29 protein-coding genes, 1 tRNA gene, 1 pseudogene and 1 riboswitch are annotated in these 20,730 nt (G+C 37.5%); of the genes and pseudogenes, 5 read left to right on the forward strand and 26 right to left on the reverse strand.

The features are described 5' to 3' along the window. Positions 1-7: 7 nt before the first annotated feature. The 3 genes from hslO to DW963_RS10460 all read right to left on the reverse strand — a co-directional run bounded on the left by hslO (position 8) and on the right by DW963_RS10460 (position 2,215). Positions 8-886, reverse strand: coding sequence for an Hsp33 family molecular chaperone HslO (gene hslO, locus DW963_RS10450; protein WP_117915623.1), 879 nt, complete (start codon positions 884-886; stop codon positions 8-10). Between the two features lie 13 nt (positions 887-899). Next, positions 900-1,646: a class I SAM-dependent DNA methyltransferase gene (locus tag DW963_RS10455; RefSeq protein WP_117915625.1), complete on the reverse strand. Its 747-nt coding sequence runs from the start codon at positions 1,644-1,646 to the stop codon at positions 900-902. Between the two features lie 62 nt (positions 1,647-1,708). Continuing rightward, positions 1,709-2,215 carry an SEC-C metal-binding domain-containing protein gene (locus tag DW963_RS10460; protein WP_117915627.1) on the reverse strand — a complete coding sequence of 169 codons (507 nt, stop codon included), beginning with the start codon at positions 2,213-2,215 and terminating at the stop codon, positions 1,709-1,711. 156 nt (positions 2,216-2,371) lie between these two features. Here DW963_RS10460 and DW963_RS10465 point away from each other — a divergent pair, with 156 nt between their 5' ends. Further along, positions 2,372-2,578: a hypothetical protein gene (locus DW963_RS10465; RefSeq protein ID WP_117915629.1), complete on the forward strand. Its 207-nt coding sequence runs from the start codon at positions 2,372-2,374 to the stop codon at positions 2,576-2,578. 2 nt (positions 2,579-2,580) lie between these two features. On the opposite strand, the gene deoC is transcribed toward DW963_RS10465, so the two are convergent. The 12 genes and pseudogenes from deoC to tsaA form a co-directional block, all read right to left on the reverse strand. Further along, positions 2,581-3,228, reverse strand: a complete 648-nt coding sequence (gene deoC, locus DW963_RS10470) for a deoxyribose-phosphate aldolase (RefSeq protein ID WP_117915631.1) — start codon at positions 3,226-3,228, stop codon at positions 2,581-2,583. A gap of 149 nt (positions 3,229-3,377) precedes the next feature. Next, positions 3,378-4,673: an adenylosuccinate synthase gene (locus DW963_RS10475; RefSeq protein WP_055215745.1), complete on the reverse strand. Its 1,296-nt coding sequence runs from the start codon at positions 4,671-4,673 to the stop codon at positions 3,378-3,380. A gap of 42 nt (positions 4,674-4,715) precedes the next feature. Then, positions 4,716-4,787: transfer RNA gene (locus DW963_RS10480), tRNA-Thr, on the reverse strand. Positions 4,788-4,815: 28 nt separating this feature from the next. Then, positions 4,816-5,427: an RNA polymerase sporulation sigma factor SigH gene (gene sigH, locus DW963_RS10485; protein WP_117915633.1), complete on the reverse strand. Its 612-nt coding sequence runs from the start codon at positions 5,425-5,427 to the stop codon at positions 4,816-4,818. Between the two features lie 10 nt (positions 5,428-5,437). Then, entirely contained in the window at positions 5,438-6,178 is a 741-nt protein-coding gene (gene rlmB / locus DW963_RS10490; protein ID WP_022098802.1) for a 23S rRNA (guanosine(2251)-2'-O)-methyltransferase RlmB, read from the reverse strand. Positions 6,179-6,249: 71 nt separating this feature from the next. Further along, positions 6,250-6,693, reverse strand: coding sequence for a Mini-ribonuclease 3 (locus DW963_RS10495; RefSeq protein ID WP_012738741.1), 444 nt, complete (start codon positions 6,691-6,693; stop codon positions 6,250-6,252). Then, entirely contained in the window at positions 6,678-6,893 is a 216-nt protein-coding gene (locus tag DW963_RS14165; protein ID WP_502694420.1) for a CysS/YqeB C-terminal domain-containing protein, read from the reverse strand. Before DW963_RS14165 ends, DW963_RS10495 begins: the two co-directional genes overlap by 16 nt. 21 nt (positions 6,894-6,914) lie before the next feature. Then, a pseudogene (locus DW963_RS14170) lies at positions 6,915-6,974 on the reverse strand (hypothetical protein); the annotation flags it as partial. Next, a complete protein-coding gene (gene cysS, locus DW963_RS10500) occupies positions 6,950-8,095 on the reverse strand; it encodes a cysteine--tRNA ligase (protein ID WP_502694421.1) in 1,146 nt (381 codons plus the stop codon). The gene cysS and the pseudogene DW963_RS14170, both read right to left, overlap by 25 nt. Before the next feature lie 26 nt (positions 8,096-8,121). Continuing rightward, positions 8,122-8,796, reverse strand: coding sequence for a serine O-acetyltransferase (gene cysE, locus DW963_RS10505; protein ID WP_117915634.1), 675 nt, complete (start codon positions 8,794-8,796; stop codon positions 8,122-8,124). Positions 8,797-8,867: 71 nt separating this feature from the next. Continuing rightward, positions 8,868-9,419: a 2-C-methyl-D-erythritol 2,4-cyclodiphosphate synthase gene (gene ispF, locus DW963_RS10510; protein ID WP_055288207.1), complete on the reverse strand. Its 552-nt coding sequence runs from the start codon at positions 9,417-9,419 to the stop codon at positions 8,868-8,870. 99 nt (positions 9,420-9,518) lie between these two features. Then, positions 9,519-10,220 carry a tRNA (N6-threonylcarbamoyladenosine(37)-N6)-methyltransferase TrmO gene (tsaA, locus tag DW963_RS10515; protein ID WP_117915636.1) on the reverse strand — a complete coding sequence of 234 codons (702 nt, stop codon included), beginning with the start codon at positions 10,218-10,220 and terminating at the stop codon, positions 9,519-9,521. 95 nt (positions 10,221-10,315) lie between these two features. Between tsaA and DW963_RS10520 the strand changes: the two genes are divergently transcribed. Continuing rightward, positions 10,316-10,918 (forward strand): hypothetical protein, encoded by a 603-nt coding sequence (locus DW963_RS10520; protein ID WP_117915638.1) that lies wholly within the window; start codon positions 10,316-10,318, stop codon positions 10,916-10,918. A 2-nt stretch (positions 10,919-10,920) separates the two neighbouring features. On the opposite strand, the gene DW963_RS10525 is transcribed toward DW963_RS10520, so the two are convergent. From DW963_RS10525 to DW963_RS10535, 3 genes are read right to left on the reverse strand one after another with little or no spacing between them, the layout of a single operon-like run. Next, the gene (locus DW963_RS10525; protein WP_117915640.1) at positions 10,921-11,769 is read right to left on the reverse strand and encodes an undecaprenyl-diphosphate phosphatase; all 849 of its coding nucleotides are present in this window, start codon (positions 11,767-11,769) and stop codon (positions 10,921-10,923) included. A gap of 24 nt (positions 11,770-11,793) precedes the next feature. Then, entirely contained in the window at positions 11,794-12,096 is a 303-nt protein-coding gene (locus DW963_RS10530; RefSeq protein WP_041687938.1) for a hypothetical protein, read from the reverse strand. A 47-nt stretch (positions 12,097-12,143) separates the two neighbouring features. Then, on the reverse strand, positions 12,144-12,314 hold the full coding sequence (locus tag DW963_RS10535) for a hypothetical protein (protein WP_330634567.1): 171 nt from the start codon (positions 12,312-12,314) through the stop codon (positions 12,144-12,146). A gap of 163 nt (positions 12,315-12,477) precedes the next feature. Continuing rightward, positions 12,478-12,718, forward strand: a riboswitch (cobalamin riboswitch). Positions 12,719-12,751: 33 nt separating this feature from the next. On the opposite strand from DW963_RS10535, the gene DW963_RS10540 reads away from it, so the two are divergent. From DW963_RS10540 to DW963_RS10550, 3 genes are all read left to right on the forward strand, one after another. After that, a complete protein-coding gene (locus tag DW963_RS10540) occupies positions 12,752-13,999 on the forward strand; it encodes a hypothetical protein (RefSeq protein WP_117915642.1) in 1,248 nt (415 codons plus the stop codon). Between the two features lie 212 nt (positions 14,000-14,211). After that, complete coding sequence (locus DW963_RS10545) at positions 14,212-14,577, forward strand: hypothetical protein (RefSeq protein WP_117915644.1); 366 nt, start codon at positions 14,212-14,214, stop codon at positions 14,575-14,577. A gap of 2 nt (positions 14,578-14,579) precedes the next feature. Further along, complete coding sequence (locus DW963_RS10550; RefSeq protein ID WP_117915646.1) at positions 14,580-15,095, forward strand: hypothetical protein; 516 nt, start codon at positions 14,580-14,582, stop codon at positions 15,093-15,095. 125 nt (positions 15,096-15,220) lie between these two features. Here DW963_RS10550 and DW963_RS10555 read toward each other — a convergent pair whose 3' ends face one another. From DW963_RS10555 to DW963_RS10595, 8 genes are all read right to left on the reverse strand, one after another. Beyond that, the gene (locus DW963_RS10555) at positions 15,221-15,583 is read right to left on the reverse strand and encodes a VOC family protein (protein WP_117915648.1); all 363 of its coding nucleotides are present in this window, start codon (positions 15,581-15,583) and stop codon (positions 15,221-15,223) included. 83 nt (positions 15,584-15,666) lie between these two features. Then, complete coding sequence (locus tag DW963_RS10560; protein WP_044998366.1) at positions 15,667-16,410, reverse strand: hypothetical protein; 744 nt, start codon at positions 16,408-16,410, stop codon at positions 15,667-15,669. 159 nt (positions 16,411-16,569) lie between these two features. Further along, entirely contained in the window at positions 16,570-18,174 is a 1,605-nt protein-coding gene (locus DW963_RS10565) for an FtsX-like permease family protein (RefSeq protein ID WP_243269341.1), read from the reverse strand. 118 nt (positions 18,175-18,292) lie between these two features. Continuing rightward, positions 18,293-18,997: an ABC transporter ATP-binding protein gene (locus tag DW963_RS10570; protein ID WP_286169318.1), complete on the reverse strand. Its 705-nt coding sequence runs from the start codon at positions 18,995-18,997 to the stop codon at positions 18,293-18,295. A 104-nt stretch (positions 18,998-19,101) separates the two neighbouring features. Further along, positions 19,102-19,443: a hypothetical protein gene (locus tag DW963_RS10575; RefSeq protein WP_012740935.1), complete on the reverse strand. Its 342-nt coding sequence runs from the start codon at positions 19,441-19,443 to the stop codon at positions 19,102-19,104. A 46-nt stretch (positions 19,444-19,489) separates the two neighbouring features. Further along, positions 19,490-19,687 (reverse strand): nucleic acid-binding protein, encoded by a 198-nt coding sequence (locus tag DW963_RS10580; RefSeq protein WP_041689007.1) that lies wholly within the window; start codon positions 19,685-19,687, stop codon positions 19,490-19,492. Positions 19,688-19,789: 102 nt separating this feature from the next. Further along, positions 19,790-20,143 (reverse strand): hypothetical protein, encoded by a 354-nt coding sequence (locus DW963_RS10590; protein ID WP_117915654.1) that lies wholly within the window; start codon positions 20,141-20,143, stop codon positions 19,790-19,792. A gap of 127 nt (positions 20,144-20,270) precedes the next feature. After that, the gene (locus DW963_RS10595) at positions 20,271-20,624 is read right to left on the reverse strand and encodes an XRE family transcriptional regulator (RefSeq protein WP_286169319.1); all 354 of its coding nucleotides are present in this window, start codon (positions 20,622-20,624) and stop codon (positions 20,271-20,273) included. Positions 20,625-20,730 lie beyond the last annotated feature (106 nt).

Raw genomic sequence — 20,730 nt, forward strand, 5'->3', positions numbered from 1 at the left:
CTGAGATTCATCTTGTACAGCAGTCGTACATTTCCTTAAGCTCATCAACTGTAAATGTATAATGTGAATTACAGAAGTGGCAGTTGACCTCAATTGGCTCGCCATCATCAATCATCTTCTGGATTTCTTCTTTTCCTACACTGATAACAGCTTTGCTCACTCTGTCCTTCGAACAGTTACAGTAAAACTTTGTTGGAATAGTATCAAGAATCTCAAGCTCCATATCACCAAGAATATGTTCCAGAATCTGTTCAGGAGTCATCCCTTCCTCCAGCATGGCTGTAACAGACTTAATCTCCTTAATTCTTGCCTCAAGCTTATCTATAAATTCATCCGTTGCCCCTGGCATAAGCTGAATAATAAATCCTCCAGCCTGCTCAACAGTATTGTCTTTATTCATAAGAACACCCAGTCCTACCGAAGATGGAACCTGTTCACTATTTGCAAAATAATAAGTAAGATCATCTGCAATCTCACTTGTAATAAGAATAGTATCACCAACATATGGCTCTTTAAGTCCAATATCCTTAATTACACTTAATACACCAATTCCTACTGCGTCTGCAATATCAAGCTTTCCATCCTTAAGTGGAAGCATAACCTGTGGATTGCCAACGAACCCCTTAACTTCTCCCTTAGGATTAGCTGTAACAGTCATGCTTCCGATTGGACCATTACCCTTAATCTGCACAGTAAGAATATCTGCGTCATTCTTCATCATTGCGCCCATCATCGCACCACCTGTAAGAAGTCTTCCAAGTGCAACAGTTGCAATAGGGCTCATGTTATGTCTTTCTTTTGCTTCTTCAACAAGACCTTTAGTCGTAGCAGCAAATGCTCTTACCTGTCCGCCTGCTGCCGTGGCTCTAACAATATAATCACCCATAATTATCTCCTTATCATTTTTCAATCACAAAATATAATCTCTCTGACTCATCGTCAGGTTCATCCTTAGTAAATGCATTATACACATTTTTCACGGTAAGTCCAGCCTTCCTGGCCGCCCCTGTTACCTCATCTATAGTAAAGCCATGCTGATAGTGCTGTTCTTCGAATCTGTCAAATGCACCAGTTTCATTCTTAACAAACACAGCAAGCTCATATTCATTGTTACGCTCTTCCTCATCATAATAGTTATCCCATATAAATGCAGAATCTTCCCTGTTCTCAGCATATGTATTCTCAGCAAGTATATCCTTAAAAAAATGTATCGTCTTTAAATCAAATATAAATACTCCACCTTTTTTAAGGTTCTCACTTACACATCTGAATACACATTCAAGGTCAGGAACAGATGTAATATAATTCATAGAATCACCTATACTTATCATCGCATCAGATTCATAAGGTACTTCAAAATCTCTCATATCCTGACATGTATATATAACCTGTGTTCCCTCTTCAAATGTTTTCTCAGAAGCAATGGACAACATGTCCTCAGACATATCAAGTCCAACACATTCATAGCCTTCCTTAGCAAGCATTCTTGTTACAGTTCCTGTTCCACAGCCCAATTCAAGCACCGATGCATCAGCATGCACACCATTCTCCTTAAGGAGAGCAATCATGTACTGTCCCCATTCTTCATATGGAATATTATCCATATACTCATCATAAACATATGCAAAACCTGTATATGCGTCCATTATAATTACCTCTTATCATTAAAATGACCTGCCATATAATGGCAGGTCTTAGTGTTTAAAAGCTATGCATTCTTTCCACAGCACTGCTTATATTTCTTGCCACTACCACATGGGCATGGATCATTTCTTCCAATCTTCTTTCCCTTAACAACAGTTCCAGAAAGCTTCTGTTTCTTGTAAAGATCCTTTCTTGTCTGCTCATCAAGGAGGTTATCCCACTGTGGTAATTCATAAAGCCAGTCTGCCTTACATCCTACCATGTTGTAATAAAGTTTTTCTTTATCATAATCAAGACTAACTTCTGTATCCTCATCCATAGTCTCAATTGGATTAGGAGTCTTTAAGCTGTCGTTGATACCATCAAGGAATCCAGTCATAAGAAGTACTTCTACGCCGAACTTCTCTGCTAATTCCTTAACTGTTCCTTTAACTACTGTATCAGGATCTGAAAGAATCTGCTCATAGATAGCCTTCTCCTGATTAAAATATGAGCCCCAGAATTCTGAAGCATTCTTCTGATCCATCTCTGTCTCGTATGCGAGTTTTCTCCATGTTTCTAATAATGCCATGTCTGATTGTTACCTTTCAAATAAATATTATTAATAATGTGTATCGTCATTCAATTATAACATTTTTTATCTGTTACGCAACATTTTTATAAATAACTTGAGCGGCATGCCAATGTAATGTATATTATTAAGTATCTGACATTGGAGGTCTTATTCATGAAACGATTAAAACGATTTGCTGCAATGGCAGCAGTAATACTTTGGGGAATCATGATACTTGCCACACTTATACTTGCATTCATCAATAATGAAGCATGTCATAAAGTATTTACAGGTCTGCTCTTCACAGACATTGTATTTCCTGTTGTAATATATGCAATGACACTTGTATACAAGATTCTTTCAGGAAGGAATAAGCAGTAATTTTACTGCCTTCCTTCCATGATCTTAATTGTAGCGCTTGTTCCAAGCCTGTCAGCTCCGGCATCTATCATGGCAGCTGCTGTGTTGTAATCTCTTATTCCGCCTGCCGCTTTAACCTTACACTTTCCTTCCACATGGGCTTTCATAAGTGCAACATCACTTATTGTTGCACCTCCTGTAGAGAATCCTGTTGAAGTCTTGACATAATCAGCTCCTGCCTTAACAGACAGTTCGCACGCCTTAATCTTCTCCTCATCAGTCAGAAGACAGTTCTCGAATATAACCTTTAAAACCTTTCCTGCACATGCATCCCTTACTGCCTTAATATCCTCATACACAGCATCATATTCACCTGCTTTAAGAAGTCCTACAGGAATAACCATATCAATCTCATCTGCACCATCTTCTACGGCTTTCTTAGTCTCATAAGCCTTTACGTCTGTACTCATAGCTCCCAGCGGAAATCCAACAACAACACATGTCTTAACATCACTTCCGGAAAGACATTCTTTTGCAAATGCTGTATACATTCCATTAACACATACTGATGCAAAATCATACTTTTTTGCTTCTTCACATAATGTACGGATATCATCCTTAGTCGCTTCCGGCTTTAAGTTAGTGTGGTCAAAATATTTATTAAACTTCATATATTCCTCCTTGTTTTGCGAAGCAAAATCCATGTGCTTATTGTAAGCACATTCCCCTCAGGTGAGGAGAGGGATTTACCTCCAATTACCTATAAAAAGACCGTATCTGCAAAACTGTTGTACTGCAGATACGGTAATGTTAAATGTTATTATTTAGAAAATTTACTCTTTCTGTGGATAATCTCATGTCTTCCAGGACCATTAGATACCATTGTGATAGGGGCTTCAATTTCCTGCTCAATAGCCTCAATATAGTTACGGCACTCGACAGGAAGCTCTTCATAGTTAGTAATTCCTCTGATATCTGACTTCCAGCCTGGCATAGTCTTTAATACCGGCTTAGCCTTCTCAAGCTGTGGAGTAGTTGGGAAATCCTTAGTAATCTTTCCATCTATCTCATATCCAACACACATTGGAATCTCATCAAGATATCCAAGTACATCAAGAACTGTAAGAGCAACCTCTGTTGTTCCCTGCATTCTTACACCATAACGTGTAGCAACTGCATCGAACCATCCCATTCTTCTAGGACGTCCTGTAGTAGCTCCGAATTCACCACCGTCTCCACCTCTGCGCCTGAGTTCATCTGCCTCATCACCAAAGATTTCGCTTACAAATGCTCCGGCACCAACTGCTGAAGAATATGCCTTAACAACTGTAACAACATCTGTAATTGATGCAGCCGGAATACCAGCACCAATAGCACCATAAGGAGCTAATGTTGATGATGAAGTTACCATTGGATATATACCATGGTCAGTATCCTTAAGAGAACCTAACTGACCCTCAAGTAAAATCTTCTTTCCGTCTTTAAGTGCCTGATGTAAAAATGCTGATGTATCACATACATATGGTTCAACCATCTCTTTATATTCCATAAGAGTATTAAATATCTCTTCTTCATTAAGAAGTGGCTGATGATAGAGATGCTCAAGCATAACATTCTTTAATGTACATACATTGGCAATCTTTTCCTTAAGTTCCTGCTCATCTCCAAATAATTCATTAACCTGGAAACCAATCTTAGCATACTTATCTGAATAGAATGGAGCAATACCTGACTTGGTAGAACCAAATGATTTACCAGCAAGTCTTGCTTCTTCATATGTATCAAATGCAACATGATATGGCATAAGAATCTGTGCCCTGTCTGATACAAGAATCTTAGGCATTGGTACATTACGGTCTGTAAGGCTCTTTAATTCCTTAACAAGATATGGAATATTAAGAGCTACGCCGTTGCCAATGACACTTGTTGTATGGTTATAGAAAACTCCCGAAGGTAAAAGATGAAGCGCGAACTTTCCATAATCATTAATAATAGTATGTCCCGCATTAGCTCCTCCCTGGAATCTTACGATGATGTCTGATTCTTCGGCAAGCATATCAGTAATCTTACCTTTTCCTTCATCACCCCAGTTAGCACCTACAATAGCTTTTACCATAGCGTCCTCCAATCTGTTTTAAAAAACACAAACATTAAATTAAGCTATTGACGGGAATTGAACCCGTGACCTCTTCATTACCAATGAAGTGCTCTACCCCTGAGCTACAATAGCATGTGTCTTAACACACCTATTCATAATATTATAGGTTGGTTATTTTGTCAACTTTATTCCTTATCCTTTGTATAGCATTATCTATAGATTTTGGCGGCTTATCAAGCATCTGCGCAATAGCTATATAATCTTTTCCAGACATATATAATTCCAGTACATTTTTCTCAAAATCACTTAGCACGCTGTATAATTTATCTTCTAAGCTTTCAGCATTTTCCTGATCAATAAAAAGTCTTTCCGGATTCTGTTCCTTATCAGACTTTAGTACATCCACCAGCTTTACCTGAGAATCATCCTCTGGATTGACCGGCTCATCAAAAGAAACATATGTATTAAGTGGTGTATTCTTCTTTCTGTTAGAAGCTGTAACTGCATTAAGAATCTGCCTGTTTATGCACATCCCTGCAAATGTCATGAAAGAAGCATCCTTTTGCTTATCATAGTCACGGACAGCCTTATAAAGACCTATCATTCCCTCCTGAATTAAATCATCACTGTCTCCTCCGGCAAGAAACATGGCCTTTGCTTTCTTTCGCACTATATACTTATATCTTTCAAATATGTACTCAATTGCCTGCTCATCACCTGCCCTGTACATATCAATAAGCTCTTCATCAGGATACTCTTCCAAATATTTCATAAAAAACTCCCTAATTAAGTCTCTGACGGACTATTTCGTATGCAAGAACACCTGCTGCAACTGAGGCATTTAAGGAATCAATATCACCCTTCATAGGAATTGATGCGATGAAATCACATTTGTCCTTAACAAGACGGCTTACTCCATTGCCCTCATTACCTATAACAAGGCCGATAGGTCCTTTGAGATTAAGATTATACATTGTCTCCCCGCCCATATCAGCGCATACAAACCAGAGTCCCTGCTTCTTAAGTTCCTCGATTGTCTGTGAAATATTAGTAACCTTGGCTACAGGTGTGTAATTAATCGCGCCCGCTGATGTCTTGGCTACAGTTGCTGTAAGTCCGACAGCTCTTCTCTTAGGAATAATAACTCCATGTGCACCTGCAAGGTTAGCAGTTCTTATAATAGCACCAAGATTGTGAGGATCCTCTATCTCATCAAGAATGAATATAAATGGATCTTCTCCCTTTTCCTTAGCTGCTGCAAGTATATCCTCAACCTCTGCATATTCATAAGCTGCACCAATGGCAACAACTCCCTGATGATGTCCTGTTCCTGCAAGTCTGTCGAGTCTTTCCTTATCAACATAATTGATAATTGCATCTGTTTTCTTTGCTTCTCTGACAATACTCTTTATTGGTCCATCCTGACAGCCGTCAAGAATAAAAAGCTTATCAATAGTTTTACCAGAGCGGAATGCCTCTAATACAGCATTTCTTCCCTGAAATGTTAATTCATTGTATCTCATATATTTCTCCTTAATATTAACAAAGCAGAATCCAGTTATCCATTACAGATATGGATTCTGCTTTGCCGGCTCTACTTTAACTCAAGGCTTTCCAGTCCTGCTTTAACCAGTTCCATCATCCGCTCATACTGCCCGCTAAGATACAGATATCCCATAAGAGCCTCAAAACCCGTTGCTCTTCTGTAATCTCCAATGCTTGCATTCTTGGCAGATGTGTATGACTTTGCATTACGTCCTCTCTTATACACAGCTTCCTCATGTTCACTGAGCATTGGCTCTATTACACCTATCATGGCAGATTGGGATTCAGCCTTAACAATACTGCTCGTTTTCTTGTTAAGCTTATTAACCTGCATATTCCCCTGTTCTATAACCCATGTCTTAATGACAAGGTCATATATGCTGTCCCCGATATATGCAAGGACAAGAGGTGATAACTGCGAAGGCTCTGTATGCTTCATATCCAGGCCTTCATATATGCATTTTACAAGGTCGTTATCTAGGCTCTGCTCCATCTTACGCCCTCTCTTGTATCCTTAAGAATAATTCCCTTTGCTAATAACTCATCTCGAATTTCATCAGCTCTTGCAAAATTCTTATCTTTTCTTGCCTGCTGTCTCTCGGCAATAAGTGCCTCGATATCCTCATCAAGCATTTCTTCCTTCTTGTCTGTCTTAAGTCCAAGAATATCTGTGAGAGTTGTAATCTTCTTCATAAGAGTATCGATATATTCCTTGGAATTATCTGAGCTTGAATTAGAGTTAGCAAGCTTTACAAGTTCAAATATAGCTGATATTGCGTCTGCTGTATTGAATCATCGTCCATCGAATCTTCGAATTTCTTATAAATGTCATCTATAGAAGCTATTATCTTCTTCTCATCCTCTGTCATTGTAACATCTTTGGCATTCTCTGACAGATGTCTTAAATTATCAACTGCAGTTAAGATTCTGTCTAATCCGTTCTTTGCTGATTCCATAAGGTCATGGCTGAAATTAACAGGATTGCGGTAATGTGCGCTTAACATGAAGAATCTTAACACTTCAAGGTCATATTCCCTGCTTATATCTCTTACTGTAAAGAAATTGCCTAAAGACTTAGACATCTTCTTGTTATCAATATTAAGAAATGCATTGTGCATCCAGTACTTAGAGAATGGTACTCCATTAGCTGCCTCTGACTGTGCAATCTCATTCTCATGGTGAGGGAATATTAAATCCTCTCCACCTGCATGGATGTCGATTTCGTCAGCAAGGTACTTCTTAGACATAACAGAGCATTCAATATGCCAGCCCGGTCTTCCATCGCTCCAAGGAGATGGCCATGATGGCTCTCCTTCTTTCTTAGGCTTCCAGAGAACGAAATCAAGTGGATCTTCCTTCTCATCCTCACCTGTAACCTTAAGACTGTGTGCCTCATCTCTGTGTCCTGCCTCTAAATCATCAATATTTTTCTTAGACAGCTTTCCATATTCTGCAAATTTTCTTGTTCTGTAATATACAGTCCCATTGACTTCATAAGCATATCCCTTGTCAATAAGAGTCTGTATCATATCAATCATTCCGCCGATTTCCTGAGTTGCAAGAGGATGTGTTGTTGCAGGCTTAATATTCATGCCCTCCATATCCTTCTTACATTCAGCAATGTATCTTGTTGAAATCTCCTCAGCAGATACACCTTCTTCATTAGCTTTCTTAATAATCTTGTCGTCTACATCTGTAAAGTTAGATACATAATTAACATCATATCCCTTGTACTCAAGATATCTTCTTACTGTATCAAATACAATCATAGGTCTTGCGTTACCAATATGAATAAGGTTGTATACAGTAGGTCCGCAGACATACATTTTAACCTTACCTTCTTCTAATGGCTTAAACTCTTCTTTTCTTCTGGATAAAGTATTATAAATCCTCATGTCAGATTTCCTTTCATAATCACACTTTAGTTATCATCATACGAGCTGCGGCTTTCATTGACGCTGTTCTCAAGGTGTGCAAGTCTCTTCATAAGTCTTGCGTTCTCCTGCTTTAAGTTCTCGATATCCTGCATAACAGGATCTGGAAGATGTATCTGGTCTAAATCATCAAACAGTCTTACGCTATCCTGAATAACAACTCTTCCTGGAACACCAACCACTGTAGAATTCGCCGGCACATCCTTTAATACAACAGAACCCGCACCAATCTTGCAGTTATCACCTATGGTAACTGAGCCAAGAATCTTTGCTCCTGCTCCTACCATAATATTATTTCCCAGAGTAGGATGTCTCTTTCCCTGTTCCTTGCCTGTTCCTCCAAGTGTAACGCCCTGATAAAGTGTTACATTGTTACCGATAATAGCTGTCTCTCCGATAACAACTCCATGTCCGTGGTCAATAAAAAGTCCTTCGCCAATCTGCGCTCCCGGATGTATCTCAATTCCAGTCTGTCTTGCAGTTTTCTGTGAAATCTTTCTTGCCTTGTAATATTCGCCCTTAAGATATAACTTATGGGCTTTTCTATATTTAAGTATTGCCTTAAAACTAGGATAAAGATATACCTCTTTATCCGACTTAATAGCAGGGTCTCTGTCCTTTATTACTGCTATTTCCTGCTTTACATAATCTCTATATTTCATAATCTGTTAATCCTGACTTTTCTATTCTTAATTATATTATATGAATTAAAGCTGCGAATGTATTGTCAGTTCTATTTGTTCTGACAGCCCATGCAGCCACCACAGTCAGGTCTACAGTTTGTCATATCAGCCGCGCCGTATATATAATTAGAAACAGAATTAAGTGAGCATATTGCCTGTGAAGAAATACCCTCTCCACTTCCGGTAAATCCAAGTCCCTCTTCTGTAGTAGCCTTAACATTGACTCTGTCAACATCAATCTTTAAAGCATCTGCGATATTCTTTCTCATATCATCAATATATGGGCGCATCTTAGGCTTTTGTGCAATAATAGTAGCATCAATATTTTCTATAATATAATTAGCCTCATCTATCTTCTTTCCAACCTCTTCCAGAAGCTTGATACTTGATATTCCCTTGTATCTGTCATCTGTATCCGGGAAATGCTTTCCTATATCTCCAAGTGCAGCCGCACCCAGTAATGCATCCATAATGGCATGAAGAAGCACATCTGCATCAGAGTGTCCAAGCAGACCTAATTCATATGGAATCTCAACTCCGCCCATGATAAGCTTACGGTCTTTAACCAGTTTATGAACATCATATCCCATTCCAACTCTCATATAGCTCCTCCTTAATCTTGATTGCAACATTAATTGTTTATCTAGTCCATATAAGTAAAGCACATTTTAGCTGGATTATCAAGTGAAATTGACACCAGCTCACTTTACCTTCTTATATCCACCAGCCGCCTCAATATCCACCACTTCAAACACAGTCAGCACATCCCCATGCACCTTGAATCTGATATCAAAGCCTGAAAATGTTACCCCATAAGCCCTTGACTCGTCTGTATCATAAGCCGGTCTTGGGTCCTGCTCTAATATTTTAACCGCTGCTGTCTGTTTGTTTTCCGGCATTATTGCAAGCAGGTCCGATGGAAATATCACTTTAAGATTTCTGTTATAAGTGGCTGCCGTAAATCCTTCTTTTGCCTCTGGGTGTGAGTCTGTGAATTTTACATACGGCTTGATATCGTATATTGGCGTGCCATCAACCATATCCACCCCTGAAACGAATAGTACCGGTCCTTTATCTGCCGTATATTCTATGTGTTCTAATTTCACACATGACAACCCAATATCATTCGGTCTGAACGGCGACCTTGTTGCAAACACTCCCATTCGTACTTTCCCTCCAAGTCTTGGAGGAGTTACCGTTGCCGCTATAGTTTTCTTCTGCGACTTGGAAAACTGCCATAAAACCCATATATGTGAAAAATCCTCCAATCCCCTGAAAGCCTCTGGCTGTCTGTATTCTGGTTCAAATGTTATGACACCTTTTAATTCCTCTATCAATCCACTCTGTCTTGGAATCCCAAATTTTGTTGGAAAATCTGTTGAAATGTGACCTATTATGTTCATTTTACACCTCCGGATTATCACTTTTTTTATTGACCTGCCCCATAAAAAGAACTAATATTAATTTATTATAGAAAAATATGAGGTCTTTAGTCACAATGAAAATCAATAATCTTATTGTTAAAATATTTTTAGGTATATATCTTGTAATAATTATAGCCGGAGTTGTCATCTTTGAAAACATCGGTTTTGCCGGTGGAGGTCTTGAAAAAAGCATTCACACTGCCAGCAATTCTGAAACCCAGCCAGTTACTGTTAAAGATGTAAGTTCAGAAACTGTATCTAAGACAACGCCTGCTGTAATAGTTAAAGAAACTGCTTCTTCTCAGGATGTAACAAAACAGGAATCCACCGTCGTGACTGAAACTGAGGCAGCAACTGTAGCATCTGAAACATCCTGTGAATCCTCCGAGCCAGAAACCGTTCAGACTGAAGTCCAAAGCACACAGCCTGAAACAGCCGCCCAGCCATCGTATACATTTGCAAATGGACACATAACCAATACATCTGCTCTTAAAAACTACCGTGTGTCAGGTGCTTCTTATGTAAATATGCATAAAGACAAAAACGGCAGCCACTCCTTTGCAGTTGTGCCAGGAGGGACTACCGGTTCTATATTATCTGTTGGCGCTTATTACACCCTTATAGATTATAATGGTACAAGCGGGTATGTATACAATTCATACCTTGAAGTGTATTAGAATTAAAATAATACAAAGCTAAGCGCAATAACTGCTATACCAAGAATTATTCTGTACACACCGAACACCTTGAAATCATGCTTCTTGATGTATCCCATAAGGAACTTGATTACGAATACTGATACAAAGAACGCAACAAGGCAGCCTACAATAAGAACTATCCACTCTGTTCCTGTCATAGCCATTCCCACAGCAGCATATTTAGCAATCTTTAAAAGACTTGCTCCGAACATTACAGGTACTGCAAGGAAAAATGTAAATTCAGCCGCAACGCTTCTTGATACTCCGATTATGAGTGCTCCGATAATTGTTGCACCTGATCTTGATGTACCTGGAAATACTGCTGCTATAAGCTGGAACAGACCTATTATTATTGCTGCCTTATAAGTTATCTCACCTATACTTCTGATTGCTGGCCTGCTGCCTTTCTTTGCATTCTCCACAACTATAAAAACTATACCTACAACGATAAGTGCAATAGCAACAGGGATTGGATGATAGAATAATTCATCTATCTTATCATCGAAAATCAATCCGACAATCGCTGCCGGAATACATGCAATAATAATCTTAATCCACATTGCAAGTGCGCCATCTTTCCAAGCTGCTTTCTTACCACTCTTAGTCTTCTTCATATAAAAAGGCCACAATTTATTCCAGAATAATATAACTACGGCCATTATTGCTCCAAGCTGGATAACTACCTGAAACATCTTATAAAAATCTGCGGATACATTAAGTTTGACTACCTGGTCAAGCAGAATCATATGCCCTGTGCTGCTTATAGGCAGCCATTCTGTAATTCCTTCGACTATACCGAAAAGAATTGCCTTTAAAATCTCTAGTAACATGACTATCTCCTTAATATTTAATTATTATGCTTCATTCTTACCAGTCGCCTCTGCAAGTTCTCTCTTATATCTTGCAAGCTGCCCCTCAGTATTCATTATCCTTCTGCTCTGTTCAGATATTGTCTGGTTAAGCTGTTCTATTGTTTCTGTCTGGTCATCTTTCTTTCCTGCAACAACAACCATTCCAAGACACACAATAACAAAAAGCCCTACACCAGCCATGGTACATATACTCTGTCCTATAAATATAAATATTCCGGTTCCAATAAGAATAAGTAATCCAGTTATTCCAAGAATAACTATCTTTAGTCTGTCTGATTTCTTCAAAGCATTTCCCTTCTTTCCTGAAGCATTTGCTTTGTATTATATACCACTTATGCCTTTCTGCCAAGACTAATGCCTAAGCTTTCAGCCTGTCTTATAAGTTCATTATCTACGTTAACCATCTTCGTTTTACCTGCAGCCTCATCTGATATTGCACCCTCAGCCATTGCGATTATAGTAAATTTCTTACCATGCTTTTCACGCTTTCTGATTGTATTCAACACCTCATCAACATTATATGGAATTTCAGGTATAAGTATGATATCTGCCCTCCTGCAATTCCTGAACGAAGTGTAAGCCAGCCTGTTTTTTTGTCACACTGGTGTGTAAAATCCACTATCGGAGTTATGTAAAATATATGTAAAGCTAAGGTAAATGTAATTGACACATTTTCTACATAAAGGTACAATCAAGCAGGCAGTAAGGAATATGGTCAGAATCCATAACAGCTCACTCTACTGTATGCCGACACGTTTTTTATATTATGCCACTGTAATCAGCAGCAGCTTTAGTTTTGAATACGCTATACATTCATCCTTAACTTAAGCATGGCACTGTGCACGGGAAGGCTTAAGAAATGGCTTAAGCGGCAAGTCAGGATATTTACTGCACTATAAATTTTCACATCACCTGGTGAGAGGTGGTCAAGGAGGAAAACATGAAACAATTAAAAAGAAAGATATTTGCATTTCTGGTTGCTGCATGCTTAATCTGCATGAATATCGTACCAGCTTTCGCAGATACAACAACAGACGCTACAGCTCCTGCTGCAGCCGATGTAAGACAGGAAGCCCAGCTTACTGCTTCTTACCTTATGAACAGTATTGATTTCTCTACATATGCTGATACCGGCGTATTCTATGGAGTTTCAAGAGACCTGTTCCTTGCAATCCGTTCAGGATATGACTGCTCTAACCAGCTTGCTGCATATCTTGAATTCGTTAAGAATAACATTAGCGAAGATGGAACTTTAAACATCAATAACGGATACAATGCTAAGAATTATTATATTTCAAGCTATACATATCTTATAATGATTCTTTCTGCATCAGGAATTGATGCTACGGATTTCAACGGAATCAATGTTGTCAGTAAATTTGATAAAATTATTAACACATTTTCAGTTGATGACTTAAGCAATAACAGCATGAATATCTATCACATTGGTTCAGTATATTCAGTAGTTAATGCTTACAAAGACACCATCAGTAACTCAGACAAAGTATTAGCTGATATCAAGTCAGCTCTCCTTGCAGCTTGTACTGCTGATGGCAATGGTATTGACAACTGGGGAAACTCAACTGATAGTAATGGATTTGTATTTCCATTCTTTGCATCATTATATGATACTGATTCTGATGTAAAGAAAGCTGTTGACAGTGCTGCAGACTATTCTAAGCAGACTATATTAACAGATGGCACATCAGGATATAGCGTTCAATATCCAACACCTGGCAACACTAATTCGTCTGGTATGAACCTTGCATTCTTTGCTCAGTACAACAATCCGGATGTTAATACTGCTGTTTTATATAATTCAATTGTTAATAAGTTCAAATCAGCTTCAGGTAATGGTGCTTATATTAATACATACACTGGTCAGGAAGACTTCAAATCAGCAACACCTGATGCATTACAGGGTATCATCACTTACCTCTATGCTCTTGAGGGTAAAACTAACCCATTTGATATAACCGCTGATGTTAAAGCTATTGCAGACGCAAAGAACGCTCCTGTAGAAGAGCCTTCTACTGAGCCTTCTACTGAGCCAGCCACAGAACCTTCTACCGGCAATGAAGTATCACCTGCAACTGGTGATGTTAATGTTTACATGTACCTGCTCTTAGCTGCTTGTGCTGCTACATTCGCATGTGTAACTGTTTACAATAAAAAAAGTGCCCGCTAATAACTGCCGACACACAGCTCTGCCGCTGGAATCCTCGCGATATCCGGCGGCATTTTTTATATATTGGTAATTCACACCATAGTATAAGCTTTTTTGAAGTGCTAATCTAAAAGTAGACACCAACTCAATTATTGTAGACATTTTTTATATATAAGAGTACCATTTTTTATAAGGTAGTCACTTATACAATAATGGAATCATGGAGGTGTCACATGAAGCACAGTTTAGAGGAAAGAATGGATATAGGACGACGTATGTATTTACACGAGATTACATATAAGGAGGCTATGGAGATTTATGGTCTTAGTGAATCCTGTGCACATAAATACATGACAGATTATAAAAAAGCACAAGGAATTCCTCTTGCTAATACAGTGCCTAAAATGAAAAATTCAGCAGTCTTAAAATCATTGTCTTCACCTGACATTGATACATATATGGCTATGTCCAAAGAAGAATTAATAAATGAACTTATTATAGCTAAAGCGAATAAATTAAGGGCAAAAAAAGGATACGAAGTGAAAGGAGCTGGTGCAAACAAGGAGTACATTATTTTAAACAACAAGAATACGAAATAATAATGGAAATGTCATCTCTATTTCCTGTTAAGCATCTATGTGATGTTCTGGATATTAACAGAAGTGGATTTTATAAATGGAAAAAACGTTTAGAAAAACCTTCTGACAAATTAAAAACTTTAGTATCCAATCTTATATTATTTAAGGAATATCATAGTAAATATCCATCACATGGATATAGATGGTTAAATGCAAAAATTCGTCTGGATACAGGACTTATGGTATCAGATCAGTATGCTCATAAGCTATGTAAAACAGCGGGCATAGTAAATGTTTCCAAGCATTATCGATACAAAAAGCCAGGAGATCCTTATCGCATTTATCCAAATCTTCTGCTGACAGGATTAGATATAACAGGACCTTTACAGTGTGTTGTAAGTGATATGACCGCATTTCATTTAAAGGGAAGTTATTATGAACTAACACTTTTTATGGATTTATGGAACAATGAAATACTTTCATATTCACTTTCATCACGAAAAGGTGATCGTATGACATATATTCACGGGTTAGCATAATATATATGTCTATTTTAAAAAATAAGTTAAAAAAGCTGTGTTACAATCATTAACACAGCTTCAATACTCCCAATTATTTTAATTGTCTTTGTGGTAATCTATTAGAAATACCAAACCATATCACATTACAGTGGCGTTCTAACCTCTATTAAATTACCATCTAAATCATAGAATCTAACCACTTTTTGCCCCCAGCTGTAAGTCATAAGATGGTTAACATATTCAATTTTTGGATATAGTTTCTCTAGCTTCTCAACAAAAGCTTCTATGTCTTTCTCTTCAAAATATAACTCAGTTGAATTATTTTTGTGAACAATATCTTTATTCACAAATTCACACCATATTTTTTCATCCTGCAGCACAAGCCCTTCTGTCATAATTACATTTCCATCACTATCAAGTAATACTTCAAGTCCAAACAAATCATGATAAAATTTTTTGGCTAATTCTATATCATTAACAACAATCAAAATATTTTTCAGTTTCATAGCTTATACCTCAAATAGTTATCACTCTCAATTCGACAAACTGGAAGTTATACACATCTACATTCCGTTCGTAATATACATGACTATCTATAATCCTTTGGTATCTGAGCAAATTTTTTCAAAAAGCTTTCTCTGGTATTATCATTTACAAACAATTCTCGCAACTCTTTCTCATTTTCTTCTCCTAAGGACACATATTGTTGCAAAAATATTTTGGTTAAATATAGATAATTTCCCTGTATCAATCGATAGTAAGAGCTTTCTAATAGGGTGTTTATCATTTTTATGCTTTGCTCATAGGTTTTGGTCTCTTCATAAAAGGATCTAATAAGAGGCAGAGTATAATAAAAAGCAGCTTCATACGCTTTTACCCTTTGCCTCATAGAATTTTCAAAATCTGCACTGTCTATATAACAGCGATTAAACGTCATATCTGCTTTTTGACATTTTCCTTCAACTATCTTATTATGGTTTTCCCAAATGTTTTCAAAAAAATGCGTAAATATACTCTTATCCGTTCTAACATAAACTGCTTTTTTCGCTGACATTTTGGGAATAAAATCATAGTTCCATCCCCACTTAAAGCTTCCACCTAAATCAGTTTGCTGGAATAGACTTAATACCCTGCGACGATGATTGCAATAATCATCAGCCCAGATACGATTACCAAGATATCGCATGCCTAGTTCTTTAGCAATCAATGGTGAAAAAACTTCATCTAATAACATATTCCACCCTTCCACCATCAAATCTCTCTCCGTATGTTCTGCTTCATACTCCGGCAACCAAGTACTAATTAAATATTTTTTGTATTTTTCAAACTCCATACTATGTAAATTCTCCATAAATCCTTGTTACTTACCCGTAATTTGTGACTAATTCATTAAATTCCGAGTTGTCTTTATCTTTTAATTATACACAGGATTTGAATCTTTTTCTACTTATCTATAATCAAAAAATCCTCTCGAAAAATCCTCTTCCTTGTATTATAAAACCGCTTTCATAAAGTTTTCTTCTTTTTCAGAATACCTGCGTATCACTACGAATATTCCGACTGTCAAAATCACTCCAAATACGATTCCTGCCAGAATTCCATTCGTCCCCATTCCATAACTCTCATTCAGATAATAAGATGGCAGGAAAGAAAGGATTGTTCCCACAACCGATGGCGGTATAAATCTTAGAAAATTCTTATAGCATAGGCACTTTACAATTTCCTCGTCTATCATTCCCAACATTCGCAAACTACAAACGACCCTGCTATTTTCTTCCTTCTCTGCCTGGATACGTGAATGAATTAACAGAAACTCAGCCATTATCATAAGCCCTATAACAAATGCCATCAAAAATAATAAAAATTGTCCTGATTTCTTTGCATCCTGGTATTTCTCCACTTTCGAAGACAATTCATAATATGTCTGCTCATCTTCATTCAACTGATTGCTTTCATGCAGATATTCTTTTACTTCACATACTCCCGCATAAGAAGCTTCCCAATTCTGAAACTGAAACAAGTTTGCGATACCAGCACTACCTGTTATATCTGCACTTAATTTTTCGAAATCAGAATCGTTGATGATCAGTGTTTTATCTGCAAAGGTCGGATTTTGATTAAACAGTATCTTTACATCTGTTCCAACAGACTGCAGCTTTCTGTCCCCGGAAATCGTTACAGTAGATACTGGCTGTATGTTATGTTCATATCCATCTTCCAGATTGTACTGAAACAAATTCAAAAACTCGCCTTCCTGAATCTGATAATCACATCCAAAATCCCGGTTTATTTCTGTCACAGGAAGGTAATTAAAAACATCATCTCTGATATAGGGAAGCTGAATGACCTGTTCTACAGTAACACCATTTTTCTCCAATATATGAAGGACATCCTGTACTGAAACCTGATTCATTCCATAGATTTCTGAGTACACCATGTCATAGGGAGAATAACTTTTTGCATCCTGTAGAAAAGCCGGATATAAAGTCACACATACCCCCGTAAGCATAACAGATACCGCTATTATGAGAGAGGCTAAAACATACCTACATCCCCATTCTTTCTTGTGTCTGCGGACAAATGACCATTCCACCAGATGAAACCTCATGTAGTTGGGTGCAAGTCTGCATAAGAACGTACCGATCTTTCCTGTTTTTTCTGCCCGATATTGTGCTTTTAGCAGGGTTCCGATTTTATCCAGCATAAGTCTCCCGGCATTCAGGATAAAGGCAACTGCTACCACTACTGTATATAGAACTGCTGTAAGCTTATATGCTTCCGGGCAAAACTGCCATTGCACTCCGTGAACATCTATTGCATAAATGATAACGGAAAAAAATAAAAATGACAGCACAGTTCCTGCCGCAAGTGCTATTGCTAATGCCAGCACGGATATGATCACATTTTCAAAAAGTAAGTTTCTAAACGCTTCCTTCCGGCTCATGCCAAGAGAAAACATCACGCCGTATTCCTGTTTTCTTGATGCCAGAAATGCCTGACACGAAACAGGAAGAAAAAAAAACAGAAACACTGCAGACAGAAAAAATGGAAGATAAATGTTATTGGATATTGATGAATTTACAATCGACGCATTCATAAACGTCCTGTTTGTGGAAATAACTGCAAAACAACAGAATAATGCCGTTGCAGATAAATTGCATAGAAAGTACAATCGATATTTGTAAAAACCAGCTTTCAGCATCTTTCGGGAAATATCAAAAAAGGTCATCTTTTCCACCTCCCAAACCGCACAGCGTTTTCCATATATCTTCTCTGAAATTATCGGCAGTGTTCTCTTTCTTTACTTCTTTTGCCAGATTCCCATCCTGTAGAAAAAGTACCCGGTCACAAAAGGATGCCGTATAAGCATCATGTGTTACAAGCAGAAAGCTGATGCCAGACCGTTGATTCATCTGTTTCATACATCGCATCACATCCCCGGTGGTCTTTCGGTCAAGGCTTCCTGTTGGCTCATCTCCAAAAATAATATCCGGTTCATTGATCAGCGCCCTGCCAATCGCAACTCTCTGTTTCTGACCTCCCGATATTTCCGTAATTCCTTTGTCAGCTAATTTTTCAATGCCGAGCACATACGCTATTCTTGAAAAACGCTCTTGCTGGATGTCTGCTTCTTTTCGTTCAAGAATGAGTGGTAACAATATATTTTCTTTTACCGTCAAACTCTCCAAAAGCTGGAAATCCTGAAAAATCATTCCCATATGCTTTCTGCGAAAAAATGCCTTCTCTTCTTCCGTAAGCTGTGAAAACATTTCTCCTCCTATTACGATTTCTCCATCGTCCGGTGTGTCAACCCCGGTCAGCACATGGAGCAGAGTAGTCTTTCCACTGCCGGATGGTCCCATAATAGCAACCATTTCTCCTTTCATAACTTGCAGATTCACATTCTGCAAAATCCGCATAGTTTCTCCTGCAGTTTTATAACTTTTTGAAATATGATTTGCATTTAATACATACATCGAAGTTCCTCCTGATAATAAATTTTAAATTTGATTATCAGAAGTATTTAATCATCCATCCGAACCGATAGACTGCAAAGGGTAACTCCCGGTCTGAAAGAAAACTCACCTTGTCCGAGGTCTTTAAAGCCATCATATACCCAGAGCACCATTATTTCTATTCCACCGAAACATATACACTCATAGAAATGCAAACATATACTTTCGCTTATATCGTTTTCACTATTTGACTTTTCCAAGCATTCCATCTGCTGTATGACTATACTTTCCAAATCCCCTTCTGCATAATATCCACTCCAGATTCGGAAATTTAGCGACAAAAGTAAAATCAGCATGATAGAACTTAAAACCATAATAGCAGCAATTCTCTGTTTTTTTACTGAAATCATATGAATCAAACCCTATACTTCTGCTTTATCATCTGGAAGTTATCGCTTAATCTTTCAAATTAGTTAAATCCTCTAAATACATTTCTATATTACCACACTCTGGACAGACCGCAACTTTTACATCATCTATAATTTTTGCCTTTTGTTTTTCATCTACATGAACAACAATCCCATAGCCCCCACCATTTACTTTAAGTCTTAAATCTGACATCATAACTTTTCCGCATTTTGCACATTTTCTCATTGTTTACCACCTCCAAATGTATAAATTAAATTCTGATTTTTCAAACTCTTTATATTGGTAATACAGAAATCGCCCATATTATCTAACCTAACAATTTCTATTTTAGCAAATAAAATGTTCAAAATTCAAACCACTTTTGATGTGATTGTTAATCATATTTCTTTCGCATTGACCAAATAATTCTTTTGCCTTATCAATAACTTCCGTAACATCATCACTTTCAAATATTACCTCTTTTTCTTTGTTTAACAACTGCGTTGACATCCACACATATGGCGGCAATTTTTTCTTAAGCGCATTATAAACAACTAATGTCGCTTTGACATCCTCTAAACTATCGTGAGTCAACTCATCAAAATTATAACCATAATAACATGCCGCATTTGTTAGCTTTTGATATGTATGGTTACCATAATAATTGTTCCATTCTCCATATATCTTAGCAAATTCTATCATTGGATCGTATATTATAGTACCATGTTTAAACCTAATTCCTGCATTAGCTAAAAATGCATAGTCAAAATCAACATTATAGGCTATCAGCTCGACACAGCCATCAAATACAGCTTATCTTACAGAAATATTAGTTATTACTCTTTTGTAATTTTCTTTTATTATATGCATCTTCATCAATAGCTCCAGAAGCCAACATTCTTTCTGACCATATCTGAAGTGTTTCAACATTTACCGATATTTTTTCTAATTCCTCCTGAATATATATGAAATCATCTAATTCATCGTTATCAATTATACCATCAGCTGTAATCTCAATGAGGCGCTCCTGCTTCTTGTTCATCTTATTAAGAGAAGCTACCGTTTCAAGTATAATCTGAGGGAGCTCTTTCATTTTAATCTCTGGAACATATTGCTGTCCAATTGGACACTGATTTGAGCAATAATAATTACACAATTCCGGTGATTTATACTTATCAGCCATTATGAGTACTTCTTCCGGATGTGGCAGCACCTTCTCACTGTCTATTTTTCAATTCTCTCTGGAGGCACGCACTCTAAAAGTTCACTTACCTTTTCTCTGCTAAGTC

The sequence above is a fragment of the Eubacterium sp. AM46-8 genome (genome assembly GCF_003466705.1).
Classification (GTDB): Bacteria; Bacillota; Clostridia; order Lachnospirales; family Lachnospiraceae; genus Lachnospira.